The following is a 14483-nucleotide window of genomic DNA, read 5'->3' as shown; positions in this document are numbered from 1 at the left end:
TATAATCCCTCGGTAACTAGTACCTTAGTAAAACCTTACAGCCTAAATTTAAGAATTCAATAAACCGCATGAACCAAAAAGACCCCAAATATAGTACCTGTTCTGAAACAGAAAAGCAAACACAATTAGAAAAAGATAAAATTATAGAAAGACAGCTGCGCTTTCAAGACTTACTCATAAGCATTTCTACCACCTATATCAATGCCGATTTATCAGATGTCGATACACTAATCCGCACCTCACTGCAACAAATTGGAGAATTCGTAGAATCCGATAGAAGCTATATTTTCACCTATAATTTTAAAGACAACACCACCTCTAATACCTACGAGTGGTGCGCTGCAGATATAGAGCCCGAAATTCAGAACCTTCAAAACGTGCCCATCGATTACATTCCGCAATGGATCCAAGCACACAAAAAAGGAGACGCTTTTTATGTAGAAGATGTCAGTCAGTTACCCGAAGATGGCGAACTAGGCCTAAGAGCCGTACTAGAGCCACAAGGCATTAAAAGTCTTATCACCATCCCAAAAATTAAAAACGGAGAACTCATCGGCTTCATTGGTTTCGATGCCGTTAAAAAGCTAAACAAATACACCGAAAACGAAAAAGACATTCTTTTTGTATACGCCAATATGCTCGTCAATGTCATTAAGCGTAAAGAGAATGAAGAACACATCAAAGTACAGGAAAAGAAAAAGGAAGAGCTCCTACAAAACTTATCCTTGCAAAACGAAGAGCTTAACGAATACGCCCACGTAGTGTCTCACGATCTTAAAGCTCCACTCATCAATATCCACACTTTAATCAGTTGGTTTATGGACGATCATAAAGCCGCCTTTAATGAAAAAGACCTAATACCCTTGCATCAGGTGTTGTTTAATGTTGAGAAAATGGACTTCCTCATCAAAGGTATTCTAGATTACTCTACCATCGATAAATTAGAACAACAAGACAAACAGGTCAACTTTAATACACTCATCACAGAGGTTTTACAAACGTTGCTCATCCCTACACACATCAGCATTACCGTACAAGACAACCTTCCAAACATATATGGCAATACCTGGAGGTTCAAACAAGTCTTCCAGAACCTTATTCAAAATGCCATTAAGTATAGTGATAAAGACCAAGGCTCCATAGAAATCGGCTATACAGAGCAGGGCGATCTGTATCAGTTCTTTGTAAAAGACAACGGTGTGGGTATTAAACCCAATTATTTCGAAAGAATCTTCAAGGTCTTTACCAAATTAGAAAGTAGCAGCTCGTCTTCGGGCATCGGACTCTCCATCGTAAAAAAAATCATCACCTTTTACAAAGGCAGCATATGGCTAGAAAGCGAAGAGGGTAGTGGCACCACCTTTTATTTTACCTTACCTAAATCTGGGTCGCAATAAAACCGTTGACGTCAGTTGGAGTGTCCCAACCATTTCGTCGGGATGTATCGAGATACCATAGTAAAAAGCATAAACTAAAAAGCAACATACCACAGCCATGAACATCATTACCCTCACCATAAATCCAGCATTAGACAAAAGCGCCACCATAAACCATTTAGTCCCTGAGCAAAAACTAAAATGCCACGCTATCGAATTTCAAGCGGGTGGAGGCGGAGTGAATATTTCAAGAGTCCTGCATACTTTAGGCGTTAAAAATAACTGTATGTTTACCTGCGGTGGCGATACAGGCCACACCTTAAAACGCTTATTAGAAGAAGAACAACTCAACATCACACCAATACCTGTAGAAGCGTGGACACGTGAAAACCTAGCAGTTGTAGAAGCTAAAACCGAATTACAATACCGTTTCGGAATGCCAGGACAAGGCTTAAGTACTACTGAAACAGAAACCCTTAAAAGCACTATAAATAAGTTAGTTACAGAAGATACTATACTTATTATGAGTGGTAGCGTTCCAGATACCATGGCACCAGACTTTTACATCCAACTCATAGATAGCCTCACCGCTAAAAACGTCAAAATCATCGTAGATACCTCTGGCGAAGCTTTAAAAGCAAGCCTCCAAAAACCGGTATTTCTAATGAAACCCAACCAAGGGGAACTCGCCCAATTAGCTGGCAAAGACTTTTTAACAAAAACCGAACAAGAGGCATTTGCCATGCAACTCATTCATAACAAACAGGCACAATATGTGGTGGTCTCCTTAGGTGCTCGTGGTGCTTTTTTAGCCTCAGCAAACGGTATCGTATACCAAAATACACCTTCCGTAAAAGTAAAGAGTACCATTGGTGCTGGCGATAGTATGGTAGCGGGCTTAATTTATGCCATATCACAAAACTTATCTCCTGCCAACATTCTAAAATGGGGTGTTATCTGCGGTGTTGCAACCACCATGACAGGCGGTACCAATTTAGCATCAAAAGAAAATATACAAAAGGTGGTAGACTTGTTAAAAGAGTAATGTCATATAGAACATAGATCTCATCTGTATACTTCAAAACCATTAACGTCAGTTCGAGTGTCCCAACCGTCAGTTCGAGTGTTTTTTAATTCAAAGTGCAACGACGACTTAAGAACTGTATCGAGAACGATCTAACAATCTAACTTAGTCTAACAATCTAACCTAGTCTAACAATCTAACAAATACCTCAAAACCTTTGACGTCAGTTCGAGTATCCCGACCATTTCGTCGGGATGTATCGAGAACCGCAATCGTCCGTCAGTTCGAGTGGTTCTTAATTCGAAGCGCAACGGAGACTTAAGAACTGTATCGAAAACTATCTAAAAATCTAATCATCTAATCATCCAACAATCTAACTTAGTCTAACAATCTAACCTAGTCTAACAACCCAACCAAAAACATACTTTTTTTCCTAAAAAAATGTTATTTGTAAACCAAGGTCAATGTTAAGACCCTATTATTACAAAATCAAACCCTTGTAAGTCAATCATCAACAAAAAACAATCAATCATCCATGCCAACTCAACCGCTCTTACTATTGCTATGCTTAATAATGTCCTTTGCAAAAGCCCAAAACAATCAAACAAACACCACGTCATCAGAAACAATCAAAGGCACCGTCGTTGATAAAACCGATGGCACTCCATTGCCTTATGCCTATTTAAAAATAGATAAAGTAGGTTTAGGTACGGTAACAGAAGGTGATGGTAAATTTCAAATTACCATTCCAAAAAAATACGATACCTACACCATTACCATCAGCTATTTAGGCTTTGAAGATTTAAAACTTAACATCTCAGATTTCAAAGCACTAAACGGTACCACCTTTAACATGACTCCAGAATCTGTGTCTCTAGATGAAGTCTTTGTAGAAGAGAAAAAAGAAAAACTACCTAGCGCCAAGTCGTTACTGAGAAAAGTGATTAAAAACATACCCTCTAATTACTCCAATACTCCAAGCCTCATAACAGGCTATTACCGAGAAACCATGAAAGAAAATGGGGAATACATCAAATATACCGATGCCGCTTGTGAGTATTATGAAGCGCCTTACCGTAAAAAGAAGTTCAAATGGAGAGATTACCAAAATCCTTACGATTTTTCCGTAAGTGCTGGTACCTTTAGCTACGATGCGAGCTCCTTACATCGTATTCATTTTCACTATAAAACGTTGAAAGACGAACAAGTCAACATTATAAATTCTAGATCTAGTGCGAGTTTGAGCAAGCGCGATTTTCACGGTAATATTGAAGGTGGTCCTTTAGGATTATTCGGCCGAAATCGCGTAAAATACCAAGAGAGTTTTTTAGGTAAAAAGGCAACACGCGATTTCAACTATACCATTTCCGAAGAACTAGACGACTCAGGCAATTGGGTATATGTCTTAGAATTTCAAACCAAAACCACTAAAGACGAACTTGATGATTTAGCGTCTCCCAACCAAAGAAGTAGTAAACAATGGCGCAAGGCCAACAACCGTAAATTACTCAAAGGTAAAATCTATATCAATCCAGAGAATTACGCTGTGGTTCGTTACGAGTGCATGGTACCTAACGAACTCAAAGAATACTTCTGCGGCTACAAATACAACCAAGTCAAGCATTTCGATTACAAACTCGATGTACGCTTCAAGAAAGAAGGAGCAACGTATTACATTGATAATATGCGACATGAAGACGAATTCATCTATAAAGACAGTACCAACCAAACCACAACCTATTATTCGGCAATATCCGAATTTAAGACCTCTAAAATCAACACTACAAACGTCAAGAAATTCCCTAAAGAAGATAATTTCGCTAACACCATGTCCAATCACTTATACGAGTTTCCACTAGACTACGATACGGCATACTGGCAAAATTACACCCTCAAAAATCCAATAGCTACCATTGATGCAGCCATTAGAGAGGATATGGAATTCGAAAAACCTTTAGAACAACAATTTAGAGATAAACACATTCGTAATGATGCTATGCCACAGCCTAAAGCTAATATCATAAGCTCTAGTTTTAAAATCCATGGCGAAACCTATACCGATAATTACGCTTGGCTAAAAGATACCAAAGCTCCACAACACAATCAACCAATTATGGAGTACCTGCGTGAAGAAAACAAATACACCGAAAACTATATCATCCCACTCAAAAAAGCGCAACGTATTATTTACAAAAATTTGGTACAAACCGTCGAGAAGAATACCAGTTCACTGCCTGTTGAAAAAAATGGATACAGCTATTACAGTAGCTATACCGAAGATGATGAATATCCCATCTATTACAGAAAAAGCCTCGCCAAAGATACCCTTACCGAAGTCTTATTAGATGTCAATGAAATGGCTAAAGGGAAAGACTACTACACCGCTAGTCCTGGTTCGGTAAGTCCCAACAATCAATTCATCACCGTTTACGAGAACACCACAGGTACAGATGCCTACATGCTCAAAATAAAAGATCTTAGCAACAAAATGTTTTTAAACGATTCTATTAATAGCGTAGGTGGCACCGTTTGGTTAGATAACAATGCCTTTTTATATGTAGATGTCGAAAAAGGCACCTACCGTTCGTCTCAAGTAAAACGTCACATCTTAGGCACCAATTCAAATACCGATGCCATCATCTACCAAGAAAAAGATCCAAAATTTAGTGTATCCATCGGCAAATCAAAATCTAAAGACTATATTTTCTTAAACACATCAAGTAGCACGTCTTCCGAAAATTGGTATCTAAAAACAGATAACCCTATGGGCGAATTTAAAATCATCCGTCCACGCGAAACGAATCATATCTATGCCATCGCACATCATAAGGACCTATTCTATATCCTCACCAATAAAAACGCGCTCAACTATAAAATAGCCACTGTGCCTGTTAATGACCTCGAATCAGGAACATGGACCGATATCATACCGCATCAAAAAGGCGTGCTAATTCAAAATTTTGCGGTCTTCGATAAGTATGTCGTCATTAATGAAAAAGAAAACGCACAAGCACGACTCAAAATCATTGACCAAACCACACAAAAAAGCCATATTATTAAATTCAAAGAAGACTTTTACAACATCGGTATGGGTTATAATCCAGAGTTTGCCACAGACAGTTTACAGTTTTCATACAGTTCCTTTGAAACGCCAACAACCACCTATAAATACCACATGGCCACCAAAAAGAAACGCCTGGTAAAACAACACAGTAAACCCCTTACGCATCCGTATTACAAATATGTGGTAGAACGCAAATGGGTGACCGCTAAAGACGGACAACTAATTCCCTTAACGCTCATCCGACACAAATGGCGCACCAACAAAGGAAAAAACCACAAAGTCTACCTCACCTCATATGGTTCTTATGGTTCCGGACAAGGCATTCCTGGTGGCGCATCCGTTCATCAGTTGGTTAACGCAGGTTACGTCTATGCCATTGCACATGTTAGAGGTGGCAATGATAAAGGAAACGAATGGTACGAAGACGGTAAACTATTCAATAAGAAAAATACCTTCACCGATTTTATAGCTTGTGCAGACTACCTCATCGCAGAAAATTATGCCGCCAAAGGTAGCATTGTAGCCCAAGGCGGAAGCGCAGGCGGTTTACTTATGGGAGCCGTAATTAATGAGCGACCAGAACTTTTTAACACCGTTATCTTAGACGTCCCTTTTGTAGATGTCATTAACACCATGTTAGATGAACACCTACCGCTTACCGTTGGCGAATTTGAAGAATGGGGAAACCCAAAAGACAAAAAAGCTTACCAATACATCAAGTCGTACAGTCCTTATGACAACATCAAAGCACAAGACTATCCTAATCTATTGTTTTTCACTGGACTCAACGATACCAGAGTAGGGTACTGGGAACCAGCGAAAATGGTCGCAAAACTAAGAGCGACTAAAACCGATGATAACATCCTCTTACTAAAAACCGACTTTGCAAATGGTCATGGTGGCGGATCCGGACGCTTTGCAGGTTTTAGGGATAGTGCTTATAAATTAGCCTTGATTTTTGAATTAGAGCGCTTAAGAAAGTTGAGTGAGTTAAAGGTGTCGAAACCTTAAGAGTTTATAAAACCAGCCGTCAGTTCGCGTGTCCCGACCTTTTCTGGTCGGGATGTATCGAGAACCTTCACGTCAGTTCGAGTGTTTCTTAATGAGAAGTACAACGAAGCATTAAGAAATGTATCGAGAACTCTCAATAACAAAATTTAGTAATCATTAAAACACCAATCGTCAGTACGAGTGTCCCGATCATTTCTCGTCAGAATGTATCGAGAACGAAATAAATAGCATTTTTGAATTACAATACTGGAAGTATTAATGAAAATAGTATTACAAATGAAAATCTGTCATTCCTGCGAAGGCAGGAATCCACTATATCAAATAGAAACCAATAATGAACTCACATAATAGGTTACGGCTTAATAAACACTACTAACACTTTAAAAATTGAATCCCATATGCCTACAAAAGGAATCATTTTTAGTGATGGTATTAAATCCGATTTTTTGAATTTTAATATAGGAAGTATTGCAAAAATTTTTATAACGAGATGATAGGAGCATAATGTAAAGTATATGTGGAATTAAATATTACAATAACCTTTAAAAAATAGTTAGATCCTTTCCATCTTTTAGAAAATTAAAGCGTTCGATTAATAAATCTTTAATAGCTACTAAATTTGGTGTACATGAAAAATTCTGAAGTCCATAAGAAGGAAGGACACTGACAACGCCTGTTCTTAACATGTAATTTTCAATATTCTCCTTAGAAAAAATACCCATTGGTAATTCTATCATCCATTCACTTTCTTTTTTCCTTGAATATTCTAAATACTTTTTTTGAAATTCATGGGGTTTATCTGGGTTATCCAATTTTAAACCAATCTTTTGAAGCTTATAGTTAATTACAATGTTTACTATAGCTAAATAAATATGCCAATCTGACCAATTCTCTCTAAACTCATTTATAATTAAGATGAAATCATCATTGTTTTTTAATTTTTCTAGAGTTATTTCTAAAGGTGCAGTAAAGGCTAACCTCTTCTTTATGTACGTTAGGTTCTCTTCTTTTGAATATGTTTTAGATAAACCAGTAGGCCATGGAACTTTTGTGTTTTCTGGAAGACTATATTCTAAAGTTATGTTAACATTACTAAAATTTGTTCTTTGGGATTCGTTAAAACCATTCTCACTAATAAATTCTCTATATAAGTAATTATAAGTATTACCAAAAGTCACCTTATTAAATAAGCCCTGCCCAAACTTATTTTCTATAATTTCTTTAAATTCATTATTGGGGAGTAAACTAATTTGTCTTAAAATAGCACCAATTAACGCAGAATAAAAATACTGACACTCTTCAATTTTATTTAATTCATTTCCTTGATAAAACGGAATTTCGGCTTCCCATATTATTTGTTCATTTGATGGTTTTTCTGTAAAAAGAGGTTGATCGTTTTTAGTTTTTTTGAATCTAACAAGAACATTTGACTTTATCAAAAAAAGTTCTTCATCTATTAATTCTACTAGAAAAACTTGAAGCATAGCGACAAGTTGTTCTGCCATAGAATTAGTTATATAATCATTTTTAAATTCAATATTCCATTTAATGCCAAAAGCTTCAAACGAAATTACCCTTAATTCCCCTATATCATTAAATGGTATACCTCTAATCTGTTCTGATAGGCTACTGACAATATTGCTTTTTTTAAATAGTTCTTTACCTTCTACATTTATTTTTTCATAAAACTCTATAATTTCATCGCCTATATAACCTAGCTTTTTAAATTTAAAATCTAAATAATTTTCTATTGTTAGGTTAAATTTATTTGAAAAGAGTTTAATCAATGCAGGATAATAAATTAGAGTTGAAGTTTCGTCATCCTTATAGATGTCAAAGTCCTTTTCTATAAAATGATATGAATTTATTGTTAAGTCAATTAAATCTAAATAATTAACCCAAGACCCACTATTATAAGAGGAATCAGCTGTTCTTTTTAAAGCAGAAGGTAGTAAATCAAATACATCAGCAGATCCTTTGTAAACTATGGCCATATTTGCAGCAATCATACTATAATATTTACTCGCATATTCCATATTTAATTTTGAATAGCAATCAGATAATAATATAGACGTCAAAATTGAACCTCTCAAAGTTTCATTTGAAAACCATTTCATTTTAAGTTGATGCAAAAGGGTTATTGCCTTGACCGTTTTATTTGCTTTGAGATATAATTGGACTCTATCTCTGATGTTCTCTCCAGCCCTATATGCACCATACCTTTCAGCCAATATGCCATCTAATTTTTCAGAGAAACTTTCAAGTAGGCTAGTATCATTTTTAAGTTCTAGATTAAGCTTAATAGATTCTAAAATCCTATTTGAAAGTCGTTCTAAAGGATAAAAAGGTGCATCTTGAACATATTCAAAAATTTCTTCTAATTTTTCAAGATATTTAATAACTGCATTATCGAAATCATTTAAAATAATATTAGCTTGAATCTCAATTATAGAAGATTTCTTATTGTTACTATTTGTATTATTGAATTCACTTTCTAATAGGACGTTTAATTCATTCGCATATTTATCTATTTCATCATTACTAATTTCATTTCCAATAATCAATTTTGAGCTTTTAACAAAAGATAGTAATATTTGTGCATCTTCCATGGATGCTGGATCAGGATAATCCCTAATGTCGCTAAAATAATCTCTAACAATGATTTCTAAATTATTAATATTATTCTGACCCATTAATTTTGTTACAAACTTCTCATAAATCGCTTTCCTCTTTAAAATTCTTGGACTAGAATCAGAAATAAACAAATCAAGTAGTTCTAACCAAAAATTCAAATCAATTTTTAGAACCTTATCTTTATAAATATGTCTAATTGCAGATTTTATATCTGAAAATTCTTCAAAAGTTATTTTTACTTCTCTAGTTTTATATTCTTTATAAATATTATTATACCAATTAGTTTCAGTTACTCTAGGGAAAAAATCATTAGGTATTTTCAAATACTGATTAGCAACCCAGAATAGGTCTGAATCAGATAAATGTTCTGATAAGGCTTGTGCATCTATAATTTCTAAGTCAACATTATAATTTATCTTAATTTCTTTTTCTTTTTTATGTCTTTGACCTACCGGAATATCTATACCGCTAAAAAAATAAATACGTTCAATACTTAAGTTTGGCTCCAATATCGTTTTTACATCCTTATCAATTTTACCATTTTTCTTGAGTGGATTTTTTTCTAGAGAACATGCGAATACAATAGGAGCCTTTGAGTAAGCTAAAGAAAAATTTTTATCGTTATTGTCTATTAAATAAGAATGAAAAGTCTCAAAATCTCTGCCTTGATCTCCACCAGATTGAACTGGACCTGTGGCTGGAATTACATTTTGAACAATTCTACTTCTTGCAAAAAACCTACATATATGTTCAAAATCAGAAGTTCCATTATCACTTTTCAGTTGCTCAAACCCAAATCTAATTTGTCTTATTAATTCTACTTTATTCATTAAAAATATTCTATTTTGTAGGACATAAATCCAGATTTATTATTTGTATTTCTAATAACAAACTATGTTGAAAGTTTAATATTTTTTTTTACAATATATTCCTAATTTGTATTTATAAAATTAATAGTTTTCTATTAGCTTTTTTTAATAATAATACTTTAATTTTTTTGGTAAAACAATTAGACAATTTTTACAATTCTAAAATAATAAAATCTTTTATACCTTATAGTATTTATAAATAATTTTGCAACAAATAGTTTACAATCGATATGCAATTACAAAAGTTATTAGCAAATATTATTTCGCTAAAAATCGAGCGTAAAGGATTGTTTCCAAAACCATATACTATTTTAAAGAATTGATTAAGCGCATCATATAAACACAAGAAAATAATACATCACCGAAAACAATGTGCTACTGATAAACACCACACCGTTCCTTCAACGTCTCAAACAAAGACATAGTATTGGTAACACCAAAAGCTGCAGTAACTTGTTTTTTCAGAAGCAAATGGATATAATCCGTAACAAAATTTCACCCCAAACCACTAAAAAAATTAAAAGCATTCTATTAATTTCGCACTGTACAAACATTGCATAAATTAAGAAGCTTGCTAGAAAAAAGACCACAAGTACCACAAGAACAGATTACAGACACAGATTACTTTATTTATTGCTTAGAAGGGGTAGATGATGTAGACGCCAACACGGTAACTGAAGCACAACACAACTTAGAGCAATTGGCGCTCAACTATGGCATAGCAAGTATCTATAAAACGTGTGACACCATTGAAGGATTAGAAGATAGCTTAAACGCACTGGTATTAGATGATCATAACTTTAAGGATTATGAAATCATCTATTTGGTGATTAAGGGAGAAGCCAATACCATTTGTTTAAATGACTACTACTATAGTTTACAGGAAATCGCAGAACTTTTTGAAGGCCGATTAGACGGTAAGATTTTACATTTTTCAAATGCCAAACTTCTAGATTTAGATGAAGAAGAGGCACAATTATTTTTAGATATCACGGGAGCAAAAGCGATTTCTGGCTATGGTCATCCCTATAATGGCATAGCGAGCACAAAACTTGATGAAGCCTTCTTTAATTTATTTAAAGAAGATGATGATATGTTTGCTGTGGTAGAAGAATTGCACCAAAGACATTATAACGCCTGCAAAGTATTGGATTTTAGATTGTATTACTAATCGCAGTCGCTTACAAAAAACCACCACCAACTACCAACCAACCACCTTAAAATTAATACTTTACACTGAACACTGAAAACTGAAAACTGAACACTGAACACTGAACACTGAACACTTCAAACTCCACACTTAACACTTTACACTTCCAACTTTACACTTCAAACTTCTACAACCCCTCAACAACTCCCTTAAGCTTCAAAGTAATCTCCTCAGCAATAACTTTTAAATCATCATTTTCCACCGCTTGCATAGAAGCCATAGGGTTAACAGCAGCCACTTCAATATCACCAGAATCTAATTCCTGAACAATAACATTACAAGGCAGCATGGTGCCAATTTTATTCTCCGCTAATAAAGCTTTATGAGCATACGGAGGATTACAAGCCCCTAAGATTTTATAATTATTAAAATTGACATCCAGCTTCTTTTTAAGCGTGTCTTTAATATCGATTTCCGTTAACACACCAAACTGTTCCGTTTTAAGTGCTGCGGTAACCTTTTCTACGGTATCGTTAAAATTACCTTTTAAGATTTTGCTAAAATAATAGTCCATAATACGTTAATTTTTAAGATTAATAAGGATTACAAATTATAAACCATAAGTTACAAAAATCACTGTAACACACGAAGCATTAACCCGTTAAATAAGTCCTAAAAGCGATGGTATATCATAAGTCTTCATAAACGTTTTGGTTCTTAACTTTATGATCCATATACACCGAGAGTTCCAATGTTTAGTCCGGCCTCATATCATTTTGGCGAAAACGATAGCTATCAAAATGCAATTATCCTGTGGAGGATTTACAATCACACACCTAAAACCCTAACTTTAAACAAATTAACAGCATTAGATAACTTTTTTTTACTAACTTTAACACCATAACCAACACAAAATCAAATGCCTAAACAAGAAGGCATATTCAAATTCAAAGGCACATTACAAGGCCGATGCTATTACCAACTCAATGGAGAATATGTGGTGCGCAAAGCCGTAGGCCCATCTAGTGAACGTATTAATACAGATCCTGCCTTTGTAAACGTGAAGGGTAATAATCAAGAGTTCACAGCTGCAACCCAACTATCTAAAGCCATAAGACGAGGCTTAGGAGCTACAGGTAAAGCATTTCAAGATACGTATATGGCAAGTCGGTTAACGGGCCGTTGCCGTAAAGTCATCCAAAAGGGGAGTGGTGCCCTTGGAGAACGAGAGGCCAATCTGTTTAATAATCCGAACGCTATAATCGGGTTTCCACTCAAAAAAGACCTTCCATTTCAGCAAATCTATACCGCAAAAGCAGTGGTGAATTCAAACACCAACCGCAGCATCATCACAATCAATATCCCTAAAAGCGAACAGTATAACCATAACCAAATCCCAGAAAACGCGACACATTTTCAATTAACAGCAGCCTTAAGTACCGTTTCAAATAGCGCATGGCAACCCAATAAAAATGAATATATTACAGAATACCTAAATGACAACGCCTTAGGTGTCACTGTACATAGTCAACCGTTATTATGTAAAATAGAACATCACAATATCAGTCTACAATTGCAAAGTCCAAATACAAATAACACACCAACACATGTGGCACAAACCATCTGGTTAGGCATCACATATCTAAAACAGCAGCATAACGCGTTGGGGATTTTAAAAACAGCACAAGCCATGGAATGCATCGCGGTGATTTAAACAAAAGACATTAAGTTGGAGTATCGTTGGTGATCAAACTTTCCAAAGCATAATACAAACGATTTTTGGCATTCGCCTGAGAGCCAAATACAGAACGAAAAATCGTTCCATCAGCAGCAAGTAACACCCATTGCGGAGTCCCTTCAGATGCAAACTGATCATAAACTTGGTGATCACGATCTATATAAATCGGAAAAGGAAGCTCACCACTAGTAAAAATGGCTTTAATAGTAGCTTTATCACCAGTCCGACCTATAAAATCCGCATGAATACCAACCACGTGTATACTAGGAAATTCCTGCTGAAATTCATAAGCCAGAGGAATCGCACGGCCTGTGCAACCCAAACAATCGTTGTTATAGATAATTAGCAGCAGAATCTTATCCTTATAAAGTGGCATTAAATCTACAGGAACACCGTCCAAATCTAAAACATTAATGTGAGGTATAGAATGAGTCATTGCTAAGTAGTTTGGTAAGTATTAATAGGTATTTTAGAATAAAACACAGCACAAATTTAAGGACTTAAGACGTTTGATCATCATAAATATCAAAATGACAATGCTAAAAAACCATACAAGCCAAGCATATCAAGCTACGGAACAGTATACCGCAAACCATTATCAAGGACACCTAATAAGAGGTTCACCCATAGTAACCTCGGGTTAACTCCGTATGAAAGCCAGGTCTGATTCGGGTAAATGTCATATCAATTTCGTTAAGGGTGTCCTATAAATAAATACATTAGCATTCGCAATCTACATCAGCGAACACATCATCATTAATGATAGATAACACGGTGAATACCTACAAAATGCCCCATTTCGAAATCTACTATAGTTGTCCTATAATTTATATTATGTAAAATAGAATTAAAATAAGCACACCACTATTCTTTAGTACGCATCAAAGTTTGTAATTCTGATCTTATGTCCTTCAAATCATATGAGAAGCCATTAGCAATCTCACCATACCCTTTAATATATAAAAAACGTAAAGATGCTATTCTTGCTTTATGGTCAACATCACCAGACAAATACGTAACGCAATCTGTTTTACAGTTAAAATCTGTAATTAGTTCAGTATACCATGGCTGTGTCGCTTCTAAAATTTCGAGATTACGCGTTAGTTTTTTATAAATAATACTTTCAATATCGTTGATGTTCTTAAAATACAGCTTATACATGCCACTTAAATCTAAAAGCTTTTCAGAGGTTTTAGAATCTTCAAGTTTTGCATTATCAATCCAATTAATCGCCTGCGTATCTAGACCTAATTCTGTAACTTCAAAAAGTATCAAGGAAAAGACATTCTTACCAACCGTTTTCTGTTCATCATAATCCCGATTCAAATATTTTAAATACACATGATCTAACGTATCTAATTCCTTTCTAAAATTATCCACACTGATAATATCACGCTCCAATTGCGCTAAGACTTTGTCCTGCAAGCTTCTGTTGGCGCGCTCTATTTGCTGCTCAGTATTCCAATTATTGATCCATAAAGCAATAAGAATTCCAATCACCACCAAGATAATTTCACCAGTGGCATAAACGAGATAATTCGAAAAGCGTTTACTTTTTAGCATCTTAAATCGCATTGTGTTGAAGAATTTCATGCGATTAAAATACAAAAAAAGCCT

9 protein-coding genes are annotated in these 14483 nt (G+C 35.1%); 5 read left to right on the top strand and 4 right to left on the bottom strand.

All coding sequences use genetic code 11. From position 1 onward, the window contains the following. The first annotated feature begins 68 nt into the window (after window positions 1-68). The 3 genes from HM986_RS09630 to HM986_RS09620 all read left to right on the top strand — a co-directional run bounded on the left by HM986_RS09630 (window position 69) and on the right by HM986_RS09620 (window position 6475). On the top strand, window positions 69-1397 hold the full coding sequence (locus HM986_RS09630; protein ID WP_179334878.1) for a sensor histidine kinase: 1329 nt from the start codon (window positions 69-71) through the stop codon (window positions 1395-1397). A gap of 97 nt (window positions 1398-1494) precedes the next feature. Beyond that, a complete protein-coding gene (locus HM986_RS09625; RefSeq protein WP_179334877.1) occupies window positions 1495-2421 on the top strand; it encodes a 1-phosphofructokinase family hexose kinase in 927 nt (308 codons plus the stop codon). 514 nt (window positions 2422-2935) lie between these two features. Further along, complete coding sequence (locus tag HM986_RS09620; RefSeq protein WP_179334876.1) at window positions 2936-6475, top strand: prolyl oligopeptidase family serine peptidase; 3540 nt, start codon at window positions 2936-2938, stop codon at window positions 6473-6475. Between the two features lie 542 nt (window positions 6476-7017). Here the strand turns inward: HM986_RS09620 and HM986_RS09615 are convergent. Beyond that, window positions 7018-9939 carry a hypothetical protein gene (locus HM986_RS09615; RefSeq protein WP_179334875.1) on the bottom strand — a complete coding sequence of 974 codons (2922 nt, stop codon included), beginning with the start codon at window positions 9937-9939 and terminating at the stop codon, window positions 7018-7020. Between the two features lie 610 nt (window positions 9940-10549). Here HM986_RS09615 and HM986_RS09610 point away from each other — a divergent pair. After that, entirely contained in the window at window positions 10550-11149 is a 600-nt protein-coding gene (locus HM986_RS09610; RefSeq protein WP_179334874.1) for a DUF6642 family protein, read from the top strand. 166 nt (window positions 11150-11315) lie between these two features. Here the strand turns inward: HM986_RS09610 and HM986_RS09605 are convergent, their stop codons facing one another. Next, a complete protein-coding gene (locus tag HM986_RS09605) occupies window positions 11316-11702 on the bottom strand; it encodes a DUF302 domain-containing protein (RefSeq protein WP_179334873.1) in 387 nt (128 codons plus the stop codon). A 345-nt stretch (window positions 11703-12047) separates the two neighbouring features. On the opposite strand from HM986_RS09605, the gene HM986_RS09600 reads away from it, so the two are divergent. After that, window positions 12048-12842, top strand: coding sequence for a hypothetical protein (locus tag HM986_RS09600; RefSeq protein WP_179334872.1), 795 nt, complete (start codon window positions 12048-12050; stop codon window positions 12840-12842). A gap of 10 nt (window positions 12843-12852) precedes the next feature. Here HM986_RS09600 and HM986_RS09595 read toward each other — a convergent pair whose 3' ends face one another. Both HM986_RS09595 and HM986_RS09590 read right to left on the bottom strand, forming a co-directional pair. Continuing rightward, entirely contained in the window at window positions 12853-13302 is a 450-nt protein-coding gene (locus HM986_RS09595; protein WP_179334871.1) for a TlpA family protein disulfide reductase, read from the bottom strand. 428 nt (window positions 13303-13730) lie between these two features. Beyond that, on the bottom strand, window positions 13731-14459 hold the full coding sequence (locus tag HM986_RS09590; protein ID WP_179334870.1) for a DUF6090 family protein: 729 nt from the start codon (window positions 14457-14459) through the stop codon (window positions 13731-13733). Window positions 14460-14483: the final 24 nt, after the last annotated feature.

This window comes from Winogradskyella costae (assembly GCF_013403865.1).
Classification (GTDB): Bacteria; Bacteroidota; Bacteroidia; order Flavobacteriales; family Flavobacteriaceae; genus Winogradskyella; species Winogradskyella costae.
Note: the sequence above shows the minus strand (reverse complement) of the source record. Positions and strands in the feature narration are given on the sequence as shown.

Bases quoted from the DNA above. Each gene is read 5' to 3' on its own strand.
- HM986_RS09590 (WP_179334870.1), bottom strand. From the start codon at position 14,459: ATGAAATTCTTCAACACAATGCGATTTAAGATGCTAAAAAGTAAACGC.
- HM986_RS09620 (WP_179334876.1), top strand. From the start codon at position 2,936: ATGCCAACTCAACCGCTCTTACTATTGCTATGCTTAATAATGTCCTTT.
- HM986_RS09595 (WP_179334871.1), bottom strand. From the start codon at position 13,302: ATGACTCATTCTATACCTCACATTAATGTTTTAGATTTGGACGGTGTT.
- HM986_RS09605 (WP_179334873.1), bottom strand. From the start codon at position 11,702: ATGGACTATTATTTTAGCAAAATCTTAAAAGGTAATTTTAACGATACC.
- HM986_RS09615 (WP_179334875.1), bottom strand. From the start codon at position 9,939: ATGAATAAAGTAGAATTAATAAGACAAATTAGATTTGGGTTTGAGCAA.
- HM986_RS09630 (WP_179334878.1), top strand. From the start codon at position 69: ATGAACCAAAAAGACCCCAAATATAGTACCTGTTCTGAAACAGAAAAG.
- HM986_RS09625 (WP_179334877.1), top strand. From the start codon at position 1,495: ATGAACATCATTACCCTCACCATAAATCCAGCATTAGACAAAAGCGCC.
- HM986_RS09600 (WP_179334872.1), top strand. From the start codon at position 12,048: ATGCCTAAACAAGAAGGCATATTCAAATTCAAAGGCACATTACAAGGC.